The sequence below is a fragment of the Novosphingobium decolorationis genome (assembly GCF_018417475.1).
In the GTDB taxonomy this organism is placed as follows: Bacteria; Pseudomonadota; Alphaproteobacteria; order Sphingomonadales; family Sphingomonadaceae; genus Novosphingobium; species Novosphingobium decolorationis.
In genome coordinates this window covers 2,720,547-2,736,396 of the sequence record NZ_CP054856.1, presented here as the reverse complement: position 1 = coordinate 2,736,396, position 15,850 = coordinate 2,720,547, and the positions used below count along the sequence as shown (strand labels likewise).

The 15,850-nt window shown below is 67.4% G+C and carries 16 protein-coding genes; 6 read left to right on the top strand and 10 right to left on the bottom strand.

Annotated elements, in window-relative coordinates; genetic code table 11:
• The first annotated feature begins 99 nt into the window (after window positions 1–99).
• A complete protein-coding gene (locus HT578_RS12730) occupies window positions 100–282 on the top strand; it encodes a hypothetical protein (RefSeq protein ID WP_039389976.1) in 183 nt (60 codons plus the stop codon).
• A 21-nt stretch (window positions 283–303) separates the two neighbouring features.
• On the opposite strand, the gene HT578_RS12725 is transcribed toward HT578_RS12730, so the two are convergent.
• The 6 genes from HT578_RS12725 to HT578_RS12700 all read right to left on the bottom strand — a co-directional run bounded on the left by HT578_RS12725 (window position 304) and on the right by HT578_RS12700 (window position 6,615).
• On the bottom strand, window positions 304–1,539 hold the full coding sequence (locus HT578_RS12725; protein WP_213499875.1) for a murein hydrolase activator EnvC family protein: 1,236 nt from the start codon (window positions 1,537–1,539) through the stop codon (window positions 304–306).
• A gap of 525 nt (window positions 1,540–2,064) precedes the next feature.
• On the bottom strand, window positions 2,065–2,490 hold the full coding sequence (locus HT578_RS12720) for a 23S rRNA (pseudouridine(1915)-N(3))-methyltransferase RlmH (protein ID WP_039389982.1): 426 nt from the start codon (window positions 2,488–2,490) through the stop codon (window positions 2,065–2,067).
• A 212-nt stretch (window positions 2,491–2,702) separates the two neighbouring features.
• A complete protein-coding gene (gene rsfS / locus HT578_RS12715) occupies window positions 2,703–3,101 on the bottom strand; it encodes a ribosome silencing factor (protein WP_199904354.1) in 399 nt (132 codons plus the stop codon).
• Window positions 3,102–3,234: 133 nt separating this feature from the next.
• Window positions 3,235–3,903, bottom strand: coding sequence for a nicotinate-nucleotide adenylyltransferase (locus HT578_RS12710; RefSeq protein WP_213499873.1), 669 nt, complete (start codon window positions 3,901–3,903; stop codon window positions 3,235–3,237).
• Between the two features lie 13 nt (window positions 3,904–3,916).
• Window positions 3,917–4,963 carry an aldo/keto reductase gene (locus HT578_RS12705; protein WP_213499871.1) on the bottom strand — a complete coding sequence of 349 codons (1,047 nt, stop codon included), beginning with the start codon at window positions 4,961–4,963 and terminating at the stop codon, window positions 3,917–3,919.
• Between the two features lie 362 nt (window positions 4,964–5,325).
• Entirely contained in the window at window positions 5,326–6,615 is a 1,290-nt protein-coding gene (locus HT578_RS12700; protein WP_213499863.1) for a glutamate-5-semialdehyde dehydrogenase, read from the bottom strand.
• A 383-nt stretch (window positions 6,616–6,998) separates the two neighbouring features.
• On the opposite strand from HT578_RS12700, the gene HT578_RS12695 reads away from it, so the two are divergent.
• Together HT578_RS12695 and HT578_RS12690 are read left to right on the top strand one after the other, a co-directional pair.
• A complete protein-coding gene (locus HT578_RS12695; protein ID WP_213499861.1) occupies window positions 6,999–8,072 on the top strand; it encodes a peptidoglycan DD-metalloendopeptidase family protein in 1,074 nt (357 codons plus the stop codon).
• Between the two features lie 10 nt (window positions 8,073–8,082).
• Window positions 8,083–8,490 carry a bactofilin family protein gene (locus tag HT578_RS12690; RefSeq protein WP_213499859.1) on the top strand — a complete coding sequence of 136 codons (408 nt, stop codon included), beginning with the start codon at window positions 8,083–8,085 and terminating at the stop codon, window positions 8,488–8,490.
• 211 nt (window positions 8,491–8,701) lie between these two features.
• Here the strand turns inward: HT578_RS12690 and HT578_RS12685 are convergent, their stop codons facing one another.
• Both HT578_RS12685 and HT578_RS12680 read right to left on the bottom strand, forming a co-directional pair.
• Window positions 8,702–9,406 carry a DUF1013 domain-containing protein gene (locus tag HT578_RS12685; RefSeq protein ID WP_039389995.1) on the bottom strand — a complete coding sequence of 235 codons (705 nt, stop codon included), beginning with the start codon at window positions 9,404–9,406 and terminating at the stop codon, window positions 8,702–8,704.
• Window positions 9,407–9,645: 239 nt separating this feature from the next.
• Window positions 9,646–10,614 carry a DnaJ C-terminal domain-containing protein gene (locus HT578_RS12680; protein WP_039389998.1) on the bottom strand — a complete coding sequence of 323 codons (969 nt, stop codon included), beginning with the start codon at window positions 10,612–10,614 and terminating at the stop codon, window positions 9,646–9,648.
• Window positions 10,615–10,848: 234 nt separating this feature from the next.
• Between HT578_RS12680 and pdxH the strand changes: the two genes are divergently transcribed.
• Together pdxH and HT578_RS12670 are read left to right on the top strand one after the other, a co-directional pair.
• A complete protein-coding gene (pdxH, locus tag HT578_RS12675) occupies window positions 10,849–11,460 on the top strand; it encodes a pyridoxamine 5'-phosphate oxidase (protein WP_039390000.1) in 612 nt (203 codons plus the stop codon).
• 28 nt (window positions 11,461–11,488) lie between these two features.
• Window positions 11,489–12,448 (top strand): cation diffusion facilitator family transporter, encoded by a 960-nt coding sequence (locus HT578_RS12670; protein ID WP_039390002.1) that lies wholly within the window; start codon window positions 11,489–11,491, stop codon window positions 12,446–12,448.
• 153 nt (window positions 12,449–12,601) lie between these two features.
• Here the strand turns inward: HT578_RS12670 and HT578_RS12665 are convergent, their stop codons facing one another.
• The gene (locus tag HT578_RS12665; protein WP_213499858.1) at window positions 12,602–13,747 is read right to left on the bottom strand and encodes a serine hydrolase domain-containing protein; all 1,146 of its coding nucleotides are present in this window, start codon (window positions 13,745–13,747) and stop codon (window positions 12,602–12,604) included.
• 32 nt (window positions 13,748–13,779) lie between these two features.
• Between HT578_RS12665 and HT578_RS12660 the strand changes: the two genes are divergently transcribed.
• Window positions 13,780–14,259, top strand: coding sequence for a hypothetical protein (locus HT578_RS12660; protein WP_239026275.1), 480 nt, complete (start codon window positions 13,780–13,782; stop codon window positions 14,257–14,259).
• Window positions 14,260–14,280: 21 nt separating this feature from the next.
• Here the strand turns inward: HT578_RS12660 and mnmA are convergent, their stop codons facing one another.
• On the bottom strand, window positions 14,281–15,444 hold the full coding sequence (mnmA, locus tag HT578_RS12655; protein ID WP_213499857.1) for a tRNA 2-thiouridine(34) synthase MnmA: 1,164 nt from the start codon (window positions 15,442–15,444) through the stop codon (window positions 14,281–14,283).
• Window positions 15,445–15,850: the final 406 nt, after the last annotated feature.

The following is a 15,850-nucleotide window of genomic DNA, read 5'->3' as shown; positions in this document are numbered from 1 at the left end:
AGCTGTACGGGTCGCATTGAACGAGGGACAACCCGGCGTTCATGGCAGGGACAGGATGAACACATCCTTGCGCATGGCTGGTGGCAGGGAACGAGGACGATGGCTCTTCAGAAATACACGATGGTCTTTCCGGACGCAGCCGGAGGCCCCGGGCGCCGCAAGGCCTTCAAGGCGGTGAGTGTCTCGGATGCCTTTCTGCAGACCCGCAACGCCTCGCTCGAGCATGAGGTCGAGTTATGGAAGGGGCACTCGCGCATCTGCCGCCTGATGCCCGGGGGATGACCCGGCAGACGGTGGCGGCGCTCAGAGTTCGCGGATGAACTGGAGCGGATTCACCGGCTCTCCGCCGCGCCGCAATTCAACCATGACTTCAGGATCGCGCGGTCCGGCAATGCCCATCGGTGCACCTGCAACGAGAGTCTCGCCCACCTCCACGTCGAGTCGGGCCAGGCCCGTTACCAGCGAAATCCAGTCGCCGTCGTGCTCCAGGATGACGATGCGTCCGTGTCCCCGGTAGGGCCCGGCGAAGGCAACGCGTCCCGCCGCGGGCGCGACGATCTGCGCGTTGGGCCGTGTCGCAAGCGTGATGCCGCGCGCACGAATTTCGCCCGGCGCATCTTCTCCGAACCCGGTGACGAGGCGGCCCATGACTGGCAGGCTCCAGCTCGACAGGCCTTCGGGGGGCGGTACGAACTGCGAGGCGTCGATGACGCGCGGCGCATTGGGATCGGCGGGGCGCATCAGCGGACCGGGCAGAGCGGCCAGCTCATCGCGCAGCCGTCCGCGCGAGTCCATTGCCGCGACCAGCTCGCCAAGATCGTTCGCGCGTTCGGCGAGCGCCAGGGCGCGTCGGCTTTCGCGCGCGGCGTTGCCGCCGACTTCATGGCTGGCAAGGCGCTGGCGGGTTTCGAGCGCGGCCAGTTCCTTGCGCTTGGCGAGCATGTCCTTGTGGGCCTTGCGCAAGTTCGCTTCGGCCGCCTGGGCCTGCCGTTCAAGCTTGCGGCCTTCCTCGATCTCGCGCCGCAGTGCCACGGTGCGTTTTTCGACTTCGGGCAGCATCGTGTCAAACAGGGCGCGCATGTAGACCGCATCGCGCACCGATCCCGGGCGCAGCAGCGCCAGCAGGGTGGGGCGGCGCGAGAGGCGCTGCAGCGCGCCGGTCAGCCGGGCAAGCGGCCCCTGCCGCGTGGCGAGCCGTTCACGCAGATCCCGGCGCTGCGCGGTCACCAGCGCGACCTTGCCTTCCTGCACCGCGATCTCGGCCTCGTTCTCCTGGATGCGCGCGGCGAGAGCTGCGGCCTCGCGGGCGGTCTTCTCCACCGCTTCGGAGGCAGCGCGGGCCCGCTTTTCCAGCGCTTCGGCGCGCTTGCGCACCTCGGCCCCCTCGCGCTCGGCGGCGCGGATTTCCTCCCGGGTCTTCGCGGCATCGAGCCTGGGCGCGGCGTCCGAGAAGGGATCCGTCTGCGACAGCGCATGGCCTGCGAGCAGGCCTCCGGCGGCGATGCCGGAGATCAGGAACAGGCGCAGCGTGCGGGTCATTCCCGGTTTCCTAGGCCAGAGCGGGGCAGGGCGGAAGGGGGAGAGGCGGCGCAAGGGCTGACATTCTCAGGAAAATACTTATCTGCGCGGGCAGAAGCGGATAGAAGTGAAGACCAGACATGTTTGCCATCGGGTGCCTCATGCCCGCCGTCCTGTTCGTGGCCGGCGCCATCCTCGGAGCGATTCTCGGGGGCAACAGCGGATCGATGTGGGGGGCAGGCATCGGTTTCCTGGTCGGCTGCCTGATGCCCGTGGCGATGTTCCTGATGGCGAAGAGCCATGGGAATCGGAAAGGCAGATAGCCATAAGGGCGATGAGTCACGAGATTGTGCTCGGATCATCGGGCCTGAAATTTCAGGACAGGACCTGACAGGCAGGAAGATGAATCCGAGGGCCCTCGCCCTCGGGCTCCCCGAACTGTCGACCTTACCGTGCGCGCGCCAGGTTGTTTGAGAATGGTGAGCTTGCCCATTCTGGGGTCCAAGGGGCGATGGCCCCTTGAATCAAATCCTTCTCTTCCCCGCTTCACCCCGAACGGTGATAGGGATGCCCGGCCAGGATCGCGGTCGCGCGAAAGAGCTGTTCGGCCAGCATTGCGCGGGCCATGAGGTGGGGCCAGGTCATCTTGCCGAAGCACAGCAGGTGGTCGGCCTTGGCGCGGGCTTCGTCGCCGTGGCCATCGGCCGCACCGATCAGGAAGCGGCATTCGCGCACCCCGTCGTCGCGCCAGCGGCCAAGGAGAGCGGCGAAGTCTTCGGAGGACATCGCCTTGCCGCGTTCATCGAGGAGAACCTCGCGCACGGGTGTCTGCACCGGAGCAGGAATCTTGCCCCCGACATCGGGCAGTTCGGTGTGCTTGAAGGGCCAGGTCAGGCGCTTGGCGTAGCGTTCGAGCAGTTCGGCCTCGGGTGACCGGGCGATCTTGCCGCGCGCGATGATGTGAAGGAGCATGGCGCGTGTTCTAGAGCGCCGGGGCGCCTGTGAACAGCCCTGCCCCGTGTGGGGAGGATTGGCCCTCGGTGGGCGTGCAAGCGCGCGGCACCGGAGGCGCAAAGGGCAGGTTGGCGCACGGGCGTGCGTCCACGCACCCTGCGGCAATCCCTTCGCGGTTGTCCGGCCCTGTCAGCGGGCCGGGTGATCGTCTTCGGCGTGGGCGGGCGGCCTCAAGCCGCGCCGGACGGTCCGTCAAAGCCCCACATGCGCTCCAGATTATAGAACGTGCGCACTTCGGGACGGAACAGGTGGACAATCACGCCGCCGGCATCGACCAGCACCCAGTCGGCGGCCGGAAGGCCTTCGATGCGGGGGTTGCCGAAGCCGTTTGCTTTCAGTTTTTCGCCGAGTTTCTGCGCCATGGCGGCGACCTGGCGGGTCGAACGGCCAGACGCGATGACCATGAAGTCGGCGATGCTCGACTTGCCTTCAAGGTCGATCGTCACAAGATCCTGCGCCTGATCGTCGTCGAGCGACTGCAGGACTACGGCCAGAAGCGGATCGTCGTTGTCCGTCACGGCCGGGGGCGTTTCGCCGGTCGGCACCGGCTGTACATGTGCCTGTGGCATCTAGGGGTTTACTGCTCCTTTCAGGGGACCATGCAGGACCGGCGCAGACACCCCGAAAGGGTGGCCAGGCTGGAAGCACGATCGGTTTTGCGGGTTTGGCCGGAAGATACGCGGGAAAGGCGGGGCGCCTTGCTCACGCAGCATCTCCACCAATGGGGCGGTGCGTGACGGCATCGCGCGAAAGCCTGTGGCCGGATTGGCCGTTCAGGGACTTCCGGGCCCAGTCCGGATCGGCCTTGCGGATATCCGTGGCCGACCGCGTATCGGGGTCGAATCGCAATGTCACCAGCGCGGGTGCGCTCCATCTCACCGGACGTCTGAGACTGGCAACGGGCGTCCGGTAGCGCCTGAACCAGGCCATCGCGGGGCTCGCGAAAGCAGGGCCATCATACCCCGGACGGGCGATAACCGCAATCGGCATGGTGCGCGCGATGCCGCGCCAGTCTTTCCACTTATGGAATTGCGCGAGGTTGTCGGCGCCCATGAGCCAGACGAAGCGCCGCTTGGGGTAGCGCCGGACCAGCGCGCGCAGGGTGTCGGCGGTAAACCGGGTGCCCAGCTCGCGCTCGATCGCGGTCGGGCGAATCCGCGTTCGGCGGCTCTGCGCGCGGGCCGAGGCGTAGCGCGCGGCGAGCGGCGCCATGCCCTTTGCAGACTTGAGCGGATTGCCCGGTGAGACCAGCCACCAGACCTCGTCGAGGGCCAGGGCCTCGCGCGCAAAAAGGCTGATGCGCCGGTGCCCGCCGTGCGCCGGATTGAAGCTGCCCCCCAGAAGGCCGGTGACGGGGCCCTGTTTCGTCATTGGCGTATCCGAATCACGAACGGGGTGCCTCGCCCGCCTTGGCGCCCTGGCGGTAGCCGCCCTGACGCTCGATCATCCAGCCCGGATAGAGGGGGCTGCGGGGCATCGCTGAATCGAGCGTGGCCATCTCGTCTGCAGTGAGCTCGAGGTCGCTTGCACCGAGGTTGTCGGCAAGCTGCTCGGGCCGCTTGGCGCCGACGATCACGCTGGTGACGGCGGGCTTGGCGAGCAGCCAGGCCAGCGCGATCTGCGGCACGCTGCAGCCCTTGTCGGTGGCCATCGCCTGCATCGTCTCGATCACGTCGAAGGCGCGCTCCTTGTCGACGGGGGGGAAGTCGAAGCTGGTGCGACGGCCGCTCTCGGCCTCGCCCGAACGGGTGTACTTGCCCGAGAGGAAGCCGCCGGCGAGCGGGCTCCAGACCATCAGGCCCAAGCGTTCGCTCTCCAGCATCGGCGCGATCTCGTGCTCAAGGTCGCGCCCGGCGATCGAGTAGTACGCCTGGAGCGAGGCAAAGCGGTGGAGGCTGAGGCGCTCGGAGATGCCCAAGGCCTTGGCGATCTGCCAGGCCGCCCAGTTCGACACGCCGATGTAACGCGCCCGGCCCGAACGCACGATGTCGTCGAGCGCGCGCAGGGTCTCGTCGACCGGCGTCAACGGGTCCCACCCGTGAATCTGGTAGAGGTCGACATGGTCGAGCCCCATACGCGCCAGGCTCGCGTCGATCTGGTCCAGGATGTGGTAGCGCGAGGCGCCGCGCTGGTTGACGCCTTCGCCCATGGGACCCAGCGCCTTGGTCGCGATCACGACCTCGCTGCGCGAAATGCCAAGATCCTTCAGCGCCTTGCCGGTCACTTCCTCGGAGCGCCCCTCGGCATAGACGTTGGCGGTATCGATGAAGTTGATGCCCGCATCGAGAGCCTGGCGCACGAGGCCGTTCACCGCCTCCTGCTGCAGCCCACCCATGACAGACCACATCCCCTCGCTCTCGCCAAAGGTCATCGTGCCCATGCACAGTTCGGAAACGAGCAGGCCGGTGCGGCCGAGGCGGTTGTACTTCATGGGAGCGGGCTCCTTGAACTCAGTTTGAGAAGGGGGGATCGGTTCGGATCTATAGGGTTGAGCTTCTGCGCAATCCGAATTCCCAGAAATCGAAAAACAAGCCGAAAGATGAATCCGAGGGCCATCGCCCTCGGGCTCCCCGAATGGTGCGCCTCACCTTACGCGCGCCAACAGAGCCTAGAAAGGTGAGGTCGCCGATTCTGGGGTCAAGGGGCGATAACCCCTTGAGAAGGTCATTTCCTCTTCTGCCTTTCATGGCTCCTGGGGGCTGAACTCATGATCTTCAGATAGGAAAGCGGCCGCGAAGCTGCAAAGCTCGCGGCCGCTCGTGCAGTCCATTTCAGCGCCCGGAGGCACCTAGATCAGGGACGTGCCTGTCCGGTTCCGCGCACCTGCCACTTGTAGGTGGTGAGGCCTTCCAGGGCGACCGGGCCGCGCGCGTGGAGGCGGCCCGTGGCGATGCCGATCTCGGCGCCCAGGCCAAACTCGCCGCCGTCGGCGAACTGGCTCGAGGCGTTGACCATGACGATCGCGCTGTCGACTTCGGCAAGGAAGCGTTCGGCCGCTTCGTCATCCTTCGTGATGATGACGTCGGTGTGGCCCGAGGAGTGCGCGGCGATGTGGTCGAGCGCCGCGTCGAGGCCGTCCACTATGGCGACCGAGGCGATGGCGTCGAGGTATTCGGTATCCCAGTCCGCCTCGTCGGCCGACAGGATGCGCGAGTCGAGCGAGCGGGCGCGGGCATCGCCGCGCAGTTCGCAGCCCGCCTCGATCAGCGCCGAGACGACCTCGGCCGAGCCGGGGAACTGCGCGTCGAGCAGCAGCGTCTCCATCGCGCCGCAGATGCCCGTACGGCGCATCTTGGCGTTGACGGCCACTTCCTTGGCGACCTTGGGGTCGGCGGCGGAGTGGATGTAGGTGTGGTTGATCCCGTCGAGGTGCGCGAGGACGGGGACGCGGGCGTCCGACTGCACGCGCGCGACAAGGCTCTTGCCCCCGCGCGGGACGATCATGTCGATAAGGCCGGCCGCCGTCAGCATGGCGCCCACGACCGCGCGGTCCTGGGTCGGCACGAGCTGGATCGCGGCGGCGGGAATGCCCGCCTCTTCCAGGCCCTTGGCAAAGGCGGCGCGGATCGCGTGGTTGGAATGCACCGCTTCGCTGCCGCCGCGCAGAAGTGCGGCGTTGCCCGAGCGCAGGCACAGCGCGGCCGCGTCGGCGGTCACGTTGGGGCGGCTTTCATAGATGATGCCGATGAGGCCGATGGGGATGCGCACGCGGCTCATCCTGAGGCCGTTGGGGCGGCTCGATTCCTCGATCACCGAGCCCACCGGATCGGGGAGCGAGGCGACCTGGTCGACCGCATCGGCGATCCCGGCGAGGCGTTCGGCGTCGAGGCGCAGGCGGTCGAGCATGGCGCCCGAGAGGCCCTTTTCCTCGCCCGCGGCGATGTCCTTGGCGTTGGCTTCGAGAATTGCGGCTTCATCCGCGCGCAGCGCCTTGGCGGCGGCGCGCAGGGCCTCGGCCTTCTGCGCATCGCTCATGCGGGCGAGCACGCGCTGGGCGGCGCGGCCGTCGGCGGCAATGCGGGCGACGAGGGCTTCGGGGGTTTCGACAGCGTTGCTGTCGGCGGAAAGAGTTTCAACTGTCATAGGGTGCGGCCTACCATCTGTATTGCAGTGTGTCACGGTCGCGCCCGGCAAGCAGGAGGCCCGATTGGCCCGCCTGCGCCGGTTTTTCTGCGTTCACCTAGGGTTTGTACGAAGTGTACATTCATGAACGTGCAATCTTGAGCGCATTACTCAAACAAGGACTGGGAGCGCAAATGGTTCCTTCGGTTCATCGCTTTCGATGAACGGTTCACCCTGAAATGCGCATGGTGCGCGGCGGCTCGATTCGCCTTGTTAACCCTCCCCTGCTAGCCGGTCTGCCGGGGACTGGTAATAAGCCACAGCGTGGGGTCGTTTTGAAGCTTACATCTGTCAGGGCGCTATGGTCGCGCCTGCGGGCAGGCTTCCCGGATCGCGAATTTATCATGCGTTCTCAGGGGCATGTCCATTTCATCCGGATTTCGTCGCGGACCCAGATGGTCGCCGCGGGCGCCGCTGGTGCGCTTGCCACCGTCTGGCTCGGGTCGATGGGCGCGGTCGCGATCGAGCGCCTGAGCGCGTCGTCGCAAGAGGCCGAACTGCTCAGCCGCGAGGCCCGGGTCGCCCGCGCCGAGGACCGCGTCGAGAACTACCGCGATGGCATCGACGAGGTCGCCTCCGACCTCGCCCGCCGCCAGAAGTTCATCGAACAGATGGTCGAGGCGCACATCGGTGACCTTCCGCGCGACACGAAGGCTGGTGAAACCGTCTCCAACAGCGACGCGGAAGCCAAGCGCACCATCGAGAAGGTCAGCGCGGCCGTTCCCGAGGCAAGCGAACTGGCCCATCTCGAAGCGCGCCAGCTCGCCTTCGTCGAGAATCTCACCCGTTATGCCGACCGCCGCGCCGAAAGCGCGAGTGCGGCGATCCGCAAGCTGGGCCTCAATCCCAAGACGATGGTGGCCAATGCTCCGGCAAGCCGCGCCTCGGCGCGCGGTGGTCCGCTGATCAAGCTCGCGACCCGCGCCGATGGAAGCGTTGATCCGCGTTTCCAGCGCCTGGGCGTCAGCCTCGCGCGGATGGATGCGCTGGAAAATGGCCTTGCCTCGATCCCGCAGGTGAAGCCCGCTTCGGTCGCCTATGTCTCGTCCAGCTATGGCTACCGCTCGGACCCGTTCACGGGCGGCGCTGCGTTCCACGCCGGGCTCGACTTTCCCGGACCGCTGGGCTCGCCGATCTACGCCGCGGCCAAGGGGAAGGTGACCTTCGTCGGGCGCCGCCACGGCTATGGCAACTGCATCGAGGTGCGTCACGGCAACGGCCTGATGACCCGCTATGCGCACCTTTCGCGTTTCAAGTCCAAGGTGGGCGACAAGGTGGAAGCCGGCTCGACCATCGCCCTGATGGGCAGCACCGGCCGTTCCACCGGCTCGCACCTCCACTTCGAAGTGCGCCTCAACGGAAAGCCGGTCAATCCACGTCCCTTCCTCGAGGCCTCCGCCCATGTTCAAAAGCAGTAAGGCCGATCCCATGCCCAAGCCCGTTGCCACCTCGCGTTCGAGCGGCTCCGCGACCTTTTCCGTGCTCGGCAGTGACACGCTCATCACCGGCGACATCGAGGCGAGCGCCGATCTGCATATCGATGGCCGGGTGACCGGCGACATTACCTGCGCCGCGCTGGTGCAGGGCGTCGAGAGCGAGATCACGGGCGCGATCAAGGCGGACAGCGTGCGCATTTCGGGCACCGTGCGCGGCACGGTCGCTGCGCGCGAGATCGTCATTCTCGCCTCGGGCAAGATCGAGGGCGATGTGGCTTACGACACGCTGACGGTCGAGCAGGGTGCGCGCATCGAGGGACGCCTGGCACCCAACGGCGGCGGCATGCCGCCTGCGATCGGTGTCGTGGCGGACGACGTCAAGGACGCCGTTCCGGCTTGAAACAAGTTCCGAGGGCCACCGCCCTCGGGCTCCCCAAACTGTCTGGCTCACGCCCCGCGCGCAGTGGCGGTTGAGAAAGGTGAGGTCGCCCGTTTGGGGGGCAAGGGGCAATGGCCCCTTGAATCAAAACCTTCTTTCTCTGTCTTACCAACGAAAAAGGCCCGCACTTTCGTACGGGCCTTTTTCGTATGCGCGTGTGCGGGGGACGGGCTTATTCGCCGCGTTCCTCAGCTTCGGCGGCGCGCTTGGCCTGGAGCCAGGCGGCGGCTTCGGCTTCCTGCGCGGCTTCGTTGGCGGCCTTGGCGGCGGCGTCACGTTCGGCGCGCAGTTCCTCGATGAGGGCCTGGCGGTCATCGACGAGGCGTTCGTCGGTCGCGCCTTCGTTCTCGATACCGGCCTTCTTGGCGGCCTTGAAGACCATCGCGTCCAGCTCGCGCTGCGAGCACAGGCCCAGCGTGACCGGGTCCTTGGGCGTGATGTTGGCGATGTTCCAGTGCGAACGGTCGCGGATTGCCGCGATGGTGTTGCGGGTCGTGCCGATCAGCTTGCCGACCTGCGCGTCCGAGACCTCGGGGTGGTTGCGCAGGATCCAGGCAATGCCATCGGGCTTGTCCTGGCGCTTGGACACCGGCGTGTAGCGCGGGCCCTTGGTGCGGCTGACGGTTACCGGTGCGCGGTGCATGCGCAGACGGTATTCCGGATTCGCCTGACCCTTCTCGATCTCTTCCATCGTCAGCTCGCCCGCGCGTACGGGGTCGCGGCCGGTGTACTTGGCCGAGGCCAGATCGTCGGCCATGGCCTGGACTTCAAGCATGTGCAGACCGCAGAAATCCGCGATCTGTTCAAACGAGAGCGCCGTGTTGTCGACCAGCCACGAGGCGGTCGCGTGCGGCATCAGCGGAGTGGGCTGGCTCATGTCTCTATCTCCGGCGGAAACAATAAGGGCCGCCCCTTCGCGGAGCGGCCGTACCGGCCCGACTTAGGTGAGTTTTGCGCGTTGGGCAAGGACTAGCGCCCGATTTGCGCGCAAAATCGGTGCTGGAGGGGCCGAATCGGAGCGCGCAGAGCCCATAGCGCAGGTGTGGGAGCCGGGCAGGGAGGGCTAGCAGGGGGGGCGAGCAGGGGATTGCCCGCCCGCCATCAGGCGCGGCGCATTCAGCCACCCATGCGTTCGCGCACGTTGCGGGCATCCTTCCAGCCCTCAAGCCGCTTTGCGAGATCCTCGTCGCCCTCGGGCAGGGTGATTTCGAGGCGGATAAGCTCGTCGCCGCGCGTGCCGTCCTTGCGGGTCATGCCCTTGCCCTTGAGGCGCAGGGTCTTGCCGGAGCTGGACCCGGCCGGCACCGTCAGCATGACCGCGCCGGACGCGGTGGGCGCGCGCACCTTGGCGCCGCTGAGCGCCTCGTCGAGGGTGATCGGCAGGTCGAGGCGCAGGTCGTCGCCGTCGCGCTCGAAATAGGGGTGGTGCGCGATGGAGATGGTGATGATCGCATCGCCCGCGCCGCCCGGACCCGGCTCACCCTTGCCCGAAAGGCGCATCTGGGTGCCGTCCTCGACCCCCTTGGGCAGCTTGAGGTCGATGGTCTTGCCGTCGGACAGGGTGATGCGCTGGTTGGCGAGTTCGGCCGCGTCGGTCAGCGAGACCGAGAGGCGGTAGTTGACGTTGGCGCCGCGCGGGGCCGAGCGCGAACGTCCGCCGCCAAAGCCTCCGCCCATTCCGCCACCCATGCCTCCGGGGCCGCCGCGCTGGCCGCCGCCGCCGAAGATGCCGCCGAACAGGTCCTCAAGGTCGATCCCGTCGTTTCCGCCGAAACCACCAAAACCGCCCGCGCCGCCGCCCATGCCGGACCGATGACCGCCGCCACCGCCGAAACCACCGGCCCCGAAGGGCATGGTAGGGTTTCCCTCCGCGTCGATCTCGCCGCGGTCGAACTGGGCGCGCTTTTCCTTGTCGGAGAGAAGGTCGTAGGCGCGGGTCACGTCCGAGAAGCGTTCGGCCGCCTTCGGGTTGTCCTTGTTCCGGTCGGGATGGAGCTCCTTGGCGAGCTTGCGGTAGGCGGACTTGATGTCCTTCTCGCTAGCGCCACGTGCGATGCCGAGAGTGGTGTAAGGATCTGTTGCCATAATGCCACTTAGCTAGGTTGTAGAGCGCGTTCCGACAAGTTCTTCGCGATGCTCGGGCGGTGCTTTTTCGTTTGCTGTGGCTGCAATACCCGCCCCGGACCTTCCCAGGCGCGGCGGGGCGGGCTATTCGGCGGCGCGAAGCGGCCACGTGCCGCCGATCAAGGTCGCTTCCCTGTACGGGTGTACCTTGCTGGCGACGTGGAGCCTACGGCCACAGCAACAGGACGAGATACGATGGAATCCGAACAGACCCGCGAAGTCATCCCCGATGGCGATCCCTTTGCCCTGTTCAGCGCCTGGTACGACGAGGCGCGCGGGACCGAGCCCAACGATTCCAACGCGATGGCCCTGGCAACGGCAACGCCCGACGGCGTTCCCTCGGTGCGTATGGTGCTCCTGAAGGGCCATGGCCCCGATGGCTTCGTGTTCTACACCAATGGCCACAGCCGCAAGGGCGGTGAGATCGCGGCGAACCCGCACGTTGCGCTGCTGTTCCACTGGAAGAGCCTGCGCCGCCAGATCCGCATCGAGGGAGCCCTGAGCCCGGTGACGCCCGCCGAGGCCGACGCGTACTTCCACTCGCGCCACCGCGATTCGCAGCTGGGTGCGGTGGCCTCCGACCAGTCCGCCCCGCTCGACAGCCGCGAGACCTTCCTTGCCCGCTACGAAGAGGTGCGTGCGCGCTTCGAGGGCGGCGAGGTCGAACGCCCCGCGCACTGGGGCGGCTACCGCGTGGTGCCCGTCGCCATGGAGTTCTGGCAGGACCGTCCCTACCGTCTCCACGAACGCCGCCGCTTCGAGCGGGTGGGCGAGGGGCCCTGGTCGAGCACGCTGCTCTACCCCTGATGTCTCTGGTTACGATGGGAATTGATTCATGAGCGATGGACGCAGCCAGGTCCGCGCAATGCTGACCCGCAGTGCGGCGTTCGCCAGTATCGCGGCGGCGCTGTTTCTGCTCGTGCTCAAGATCTGGGCGGCGATCACCACCGATTCGACCGCGATGCTGGGCAGTCTTGCGGACACCACGCTCGATCTCGTCGCCAGCCTGGCGACGCTGCTGGGTGTGTGGATCGCCGCGCAGCCGGCCGACGACAAGCACCGCTTCGGGCACGGCAAGGCCGAGGCGATCACCGCGCTGTTCCAGATCGTGCTGATCGTCATCTCGGCGTTGGGCATCGCGGCGCGCGCGGTGGAGCGGCTGCTCGTGGGCAACGAGGTGCAGGCCGCCGAGCAGGGCATCGGCGTCTCCATTGCGGCCATCGTGGTGACGATTGCGTTGCTGGCCTGGCAGCGCCACGTCATCCGCCGCACTGGCAGCCTCGCGATCACCACCGACAGCGTGCACTACCAGTCGGACCTGTTTCTCAACCTCGCGGTGATCGTGGGCCTGGTGCTTGAAACCTATGTGGGGCTTGCGGGCGCGGATGCGGTGTTCGGCTTCGGTATCGCGGCCTGGCTCGCCTATGGGGCCTGGGGCGCCTCGGACGAGGTGCTCGACCAACTCATGGACCACGAGTGGCCCGAGGAGAAGAAGCAACGCTTCCTGCAACTTCTGGCGACGTTTCCAGATATCAGCGGGGTCCACGACCTGCGCACCCGGACCTCGGGCGACAAGGACTTCGTGCAGTTCCATATCTGGGTCGACCCGCAGATGACCGTGCGCGAGGCGCACCGGGTGATGGACGGGATCGAGCACCGCCTCGAAGCCGACTTCCCCGGCGTGGAGATCCTCATCCACACCGATCCCGATGGCCTGGTCGATGAGAAGGGCGAGGCAGGACGCGACGTGCTGCCGCCGATCCGTGTCGGGTTGGAGCAGGACGTGAAGCTTTAGAAATGAATATTTTTCAAGGGGTCATCACCCCTTGACCCCCAAATGGGCGACCTCACCTTGCGCCGCCAACGTGGCGCACGGAAGGTGAGGTAGACGGTATGGGGAGCCCGAGGGCGATGGCCCTCGGAATCGTCTTTCCTGCTCTGTGAACTGTTACTTCCCGCCCGGAAACAACGCCAGAAGCGCTCCGATGCGCTCGTGCACGGCGCGTTCCTGGTTGGGCGCGCTGCGGCCCAGGCGCACCACGGTCAGGAGCTGTTCGGGTGAGCTTACGACGTACTGGCCGTACTCGCCCAGGCACGCGAAGACGTCGGCCGGTGCGGTGGCGGGCCAGAGCCTTGCGGTTTCACCGGGAGGCGCGGTGTTGAGCCAGACCCCGGCGCCGTAGGCCGCGTTGCGCGGGCTCGGCTCGCGCATGAACGAGATCCAGCGGCGCGGCAGGATCTGCGCGCCAGCGACCGACCCACGGTGGCGCAGGAATTCGGCGAGCTTGGCCCAGTCGCGCGCGTTGGCGTGAATCATGCCCGAGCCGATCAAGGTGCCCGCCCGGTCGAACCCGGCCTGGGTCGATTCCATGCCGATGGGGGTCAGGACGCGGCTTTGCAGGTAGCCCATGACCGCGGCTCGGCGCGCTTCGGGGGATCCGTCGGGGGCGAGGACCCGTGCGGCAAGATCGGCGAGGATGATCGCGTTCGCGCCCGAATCCGCGAAAGTCTGGCCCGCAGGGGACTCGAGCGGCTGTGCCTCGGCGTAGGCGGCCATGTCGTCGCGCCCGTCGAGGTAGAGGAGGCGCATCGCATCGGACTGCTCCGCGATGCCGCCTTCGCGCCCCGGGCGGCCTTTGGCAAAGCGCAGGCCCGAGCGCATCTGGAGAAGCTGGCGCAGCGTCACTTCGCCGCGCGGATCGCCGGGCCGGCGCCATTCGGGGACAGGCGCGGATTCGTTGAGGCGCAGGCGTCCGTCGCTGACGAGCTGGCCGATCATCAGGCTGGTGAGGCACTGGCCCGCGCTCCATCCCGGCAGGCGCGTCGTGTCGGAGATACCGGGGCCATAGCGCTCGGCGATGACCGACCCGCGCTTCATGATGACAAGCGCGTGCGTCGGGCCGACCGCATCGGTGTTGAACAATCCGTCGATCGCGCGGCCGAGTTCGGCGTGGGGTGCCCCGCCGTCGTCGGCGATGGCGGCTTCGGCCTCTGTGCTGGGCGGGGGCGGGCCCTCGCTCGCGGGTTCTCCACAGGCCCACAGGCTTGGCAGGGCCAGCAGCGGGAGGATAAGGCGGATCGGATGCACCGGCATGACGCGCGGTGTAGTGTGCGAGAAGATCGGGAATGGCAACACCGCCCAAATCGGGAGCCGGGGACAAGCTGCGGCAGGCCTGGCAGCAGCGGCAGGCATCGCGTGGGCTTTGGCGCGGGCGCGCTCCGGATGGACAGGCTGCTTCCGGGGCTGCGCGTGCGCGTCACGCTGCGCGCCAGCCTTCGCGCTGGCTGCGTAACCTGGTGGTCCTTGCGCTGCTGGTGGGGGCCGGGCTCCTGGCCTGGCAGTGGGCGGACCTGCGCGAGCGGACACGTATTGGCGCCGCCTATGCCGCGCGGCTCGGCTGCGTGTGCCGCCATGTCTCGCAGCGCGATCTCAAAAGCTGCGAGGCCGACCTCGCGGTGGCCCCGCTTGGCGGTATCGCGGGGCGCGTCTGGCTGAGCGAGGATACCGAGACGCGCAGCGTCAGCGCCGGGCTACCGCTGCTCGGCTACCAGAGTGCGCGCTACGACAGCCGCCATGGCTGCCGTCTCGAACCCTGGGACGAGTGATCGAGTGATCCGACGCGTTGCTCAGAGCGGAGTGGCGGGCGTGGTGTCCTCGATCCAGCCTCCGCCGACCACGCGCTCGCCCGCATAGATCACCGCGGCCTGTCCCGGCGCGACGCCGTATTCGGGATTGGCGAAGCGCAAGGTGGTCTCCGCGCCCTCGCCGAGCGGACCTTCGAGCGTGACGGGCACGGGCTTGGCCAGCGAACGGACCTTGGCGGTGAGCGGCACCTCCTCGGGGAGGGGGCCGATGCGGTTGGTCTCGATGATCCGGGCCGAGGCGACCGCCAGCAGATGGCGCGGGCCGACAAGGACCCGGCGCGAGGGCGCATCGATCCCCACGACGTAGAGCGGCTCGGGCTGGCCGCCGATCTCGAGCCCCCGGCGCTGGCCTACGGTGTAGTGGATGACGCCCTGGTGCGATCCGAGGACTGCGCCGGTCTCGACATGGACGATATCGCCGGGCGCGGCCCCCTCGGGACGGACCGAGCGCACGATCTTGGCGTAGTCGCCATCGGGCACGAAGCAGATGTCCTGGCTGTCGGGCTTGTCCGCGACCCGCAGGCCCGCCGCTTCGGCGAGGCGCCGTGTCTCGGTCTTGGGCAGGCCGCCGAGGGGAAAGCGCAGGAAGTCGAGCTGGGCCTCGGTCGTGCCATAGAGGAAGTAGCTCTGGTCGCGCGCCGGGTCGGCCGCGCGGTGCAGTTCGGAGCCCGCCGGGCCTTCCACGCGGCGCACGTAGTGGCCGGTCGCGAGGCAATCGGCGCCAAGGTCCCGGGCCATCTGCAGGAGGTCGGTGAACTTGGGCCCCATGTTGCAGCGGATGCAGGGGATGGGGGTGCGGCCGGCGAGGTAGTCGTCGGCGAAACGGTCGACGACCTCTTCGCGAAACGCGCTCTCGTGGTCGAAGACGTAGTGGGCGATGCCGAGGCGGTCGGCGACCGCGCGCGCGTCGCGAATGTCGTCGCCCGCACAGCACGCGCCCTTGCGGCCCGTGGCTGCGCCGTAGTCGTAGAGTTGCAGCGTGATGCCGATGGTCTCGGCCCCGGTGGCTGCGGCCAGCGCGGCGACGACCGAGGAATCGACGCCGCCCGACATGGCCACGACGATGCGGCGCGCCGAGAGCGGCGCGGGCAACTGGAACAGGTCGGCCGGATCGAGGCCGTTGAAGAGATCTGCGTCAGGGGACATGGGCAGCGCTCATACAGCGCCTTGTCGCGAATTCCTACCCGATCGGCGCGAAGGCAGGGCCATTGGGATCGCACCAGGCCTGTCATTAATCTTCCATTGACCATGTGAGCCCTATCCTGCCGCCATAAGCCAGGTCGTTTCGGTGTGGTCCTGCCTTGGCGCGACGGGAAGGTTGCCTGCGCCGAAGGGCTCCTTGACTGGCCATGTGCGTCGGGCCGGAGGTGCGGGAGGCAGGAATGACGATGCAACTTAATGAAAGCTCGAGTTTTTCCTACTTGATGAAAGCCCCCAAACGCCCCGTGGAAAATCCTTAATAAGAGTCCCTAATGCTCGTTAACCGTACTGCTTCAAGCAATGGCAAGTCCGCATGGACAAAGAGAGGCTCACCACCGGCTCCAGCAAAACC

Bases quoted from the DNA above. Each gene is read 5' to 3' on its own strand.
- HT578_RS12685 (WP_039389995.1), bottom strand. From the start codon at position 9,406: ATGAGCCAGCCCACTCCGCTGATGCCGCACGCGACCGCCTCGTGGCTG.
- HT578_RS12670 (WP_039390002.1), top strand. From the start codon at position 11,489: ATGAGCGATGGACGCAGCCAGGTCCGCGCAATGCTGACCCGCAGTGCG.
- HT578_RS12710 (WP_213499873.1), bottom strand. From the start codon at position 3,903: ATGACGAAACAGGGCCCCGTCACCGGCCTTCTGGGGGGCAGCTTCAAT.
- HT578_RS12720 (WP_039389982.1), bottom strand. From the start codon at position 2,490: ATGCTCCTTCACATCATCGCGCGCGGCAAGATCGCCCGGTCACCCGAG.
- pdxH (WP_039390000.1), top strand. From the start codon at position 10,849: ATGGAATCCGAACAGACCCGCGAAGTCATCCCCGATGGCGATCCCTTT.
- HT578_RS12725 (WP_213499875.1), bottom strand. From the start codon at position 1,539: ATGACCCGCACGCTGCGCCTGTTCCTGATCTCCGGCATCGCCGCCGGA.
- HT578_RS12660 (WP_239026275.1), top strand. From the start codon at position 13,780: ATGGCAACACCGCCCAAATCGGGAGCCGGGGACAAGCTGCGGCAGGCC.
- HT578_RS12690 (WP_213499859.1), top strand. From the start codon at position 8,083: ATGCCCAAGCCCGTTGCCACCTCGCGTTCGAGCGGCTCCGCGACCTTT.
- HT578_RS12680 (WP_039389998.1), bottom strand. From the start codon at position 10,614: ATGGCAACAGATCCTTACACCACTCTCGGCATCGCACGTGGCGCTAGC.
- HT578_RS12730 (WP_039389976.1), top strand. From the start codon at position 100: ATGGCTCTTCAGAAATACACGATGGTCTTTCCGGACGCAGCCGGAGGC.
- mnmA (WP_213499857.1), bottom strand. From the start codon at position 15,444: ATGTCCCCTGACGCAGATCTCTTCAACGGCCTCGATCCGGCCGACCTG.
- rsfS (WP_199904354.1), bottom strand. From the start codon at position 3,101: ATGCCACAGGCACATGTACAGCCGGTGCCGACCGGCGAAACGCCCCCG.
- HT578_RS12695 (WP_213499861.1), top strand. From the start codon at position 6,999: ATGCGTTCTCAGGGGCATGTCCATTTCATCCGGATTTCGTCGCGGACC.
- HT578_RS12700 (WP_213499863.1), bottom strand. From the start codon at position 6,615: ATGACAGTTGAAACTCTTTCCGCCGACAGCAACGCTGTCGAAACCCCC.
- HT578_RS12705 (WP_213499871.1), bottom strand. From the start codon at position 4,963: ATGAAGTACAACCGCCTCGGCCGCACCGGCCTGCTCGTTTCCGAACTG.
- HT578_RS12665 (WP_213499858.1), bottom strand. From the start codon at position 13,747: ATGCCGGTGCATCCGATCCGCCTTATCCTCCCGCTGCTGGCCCTGCCA.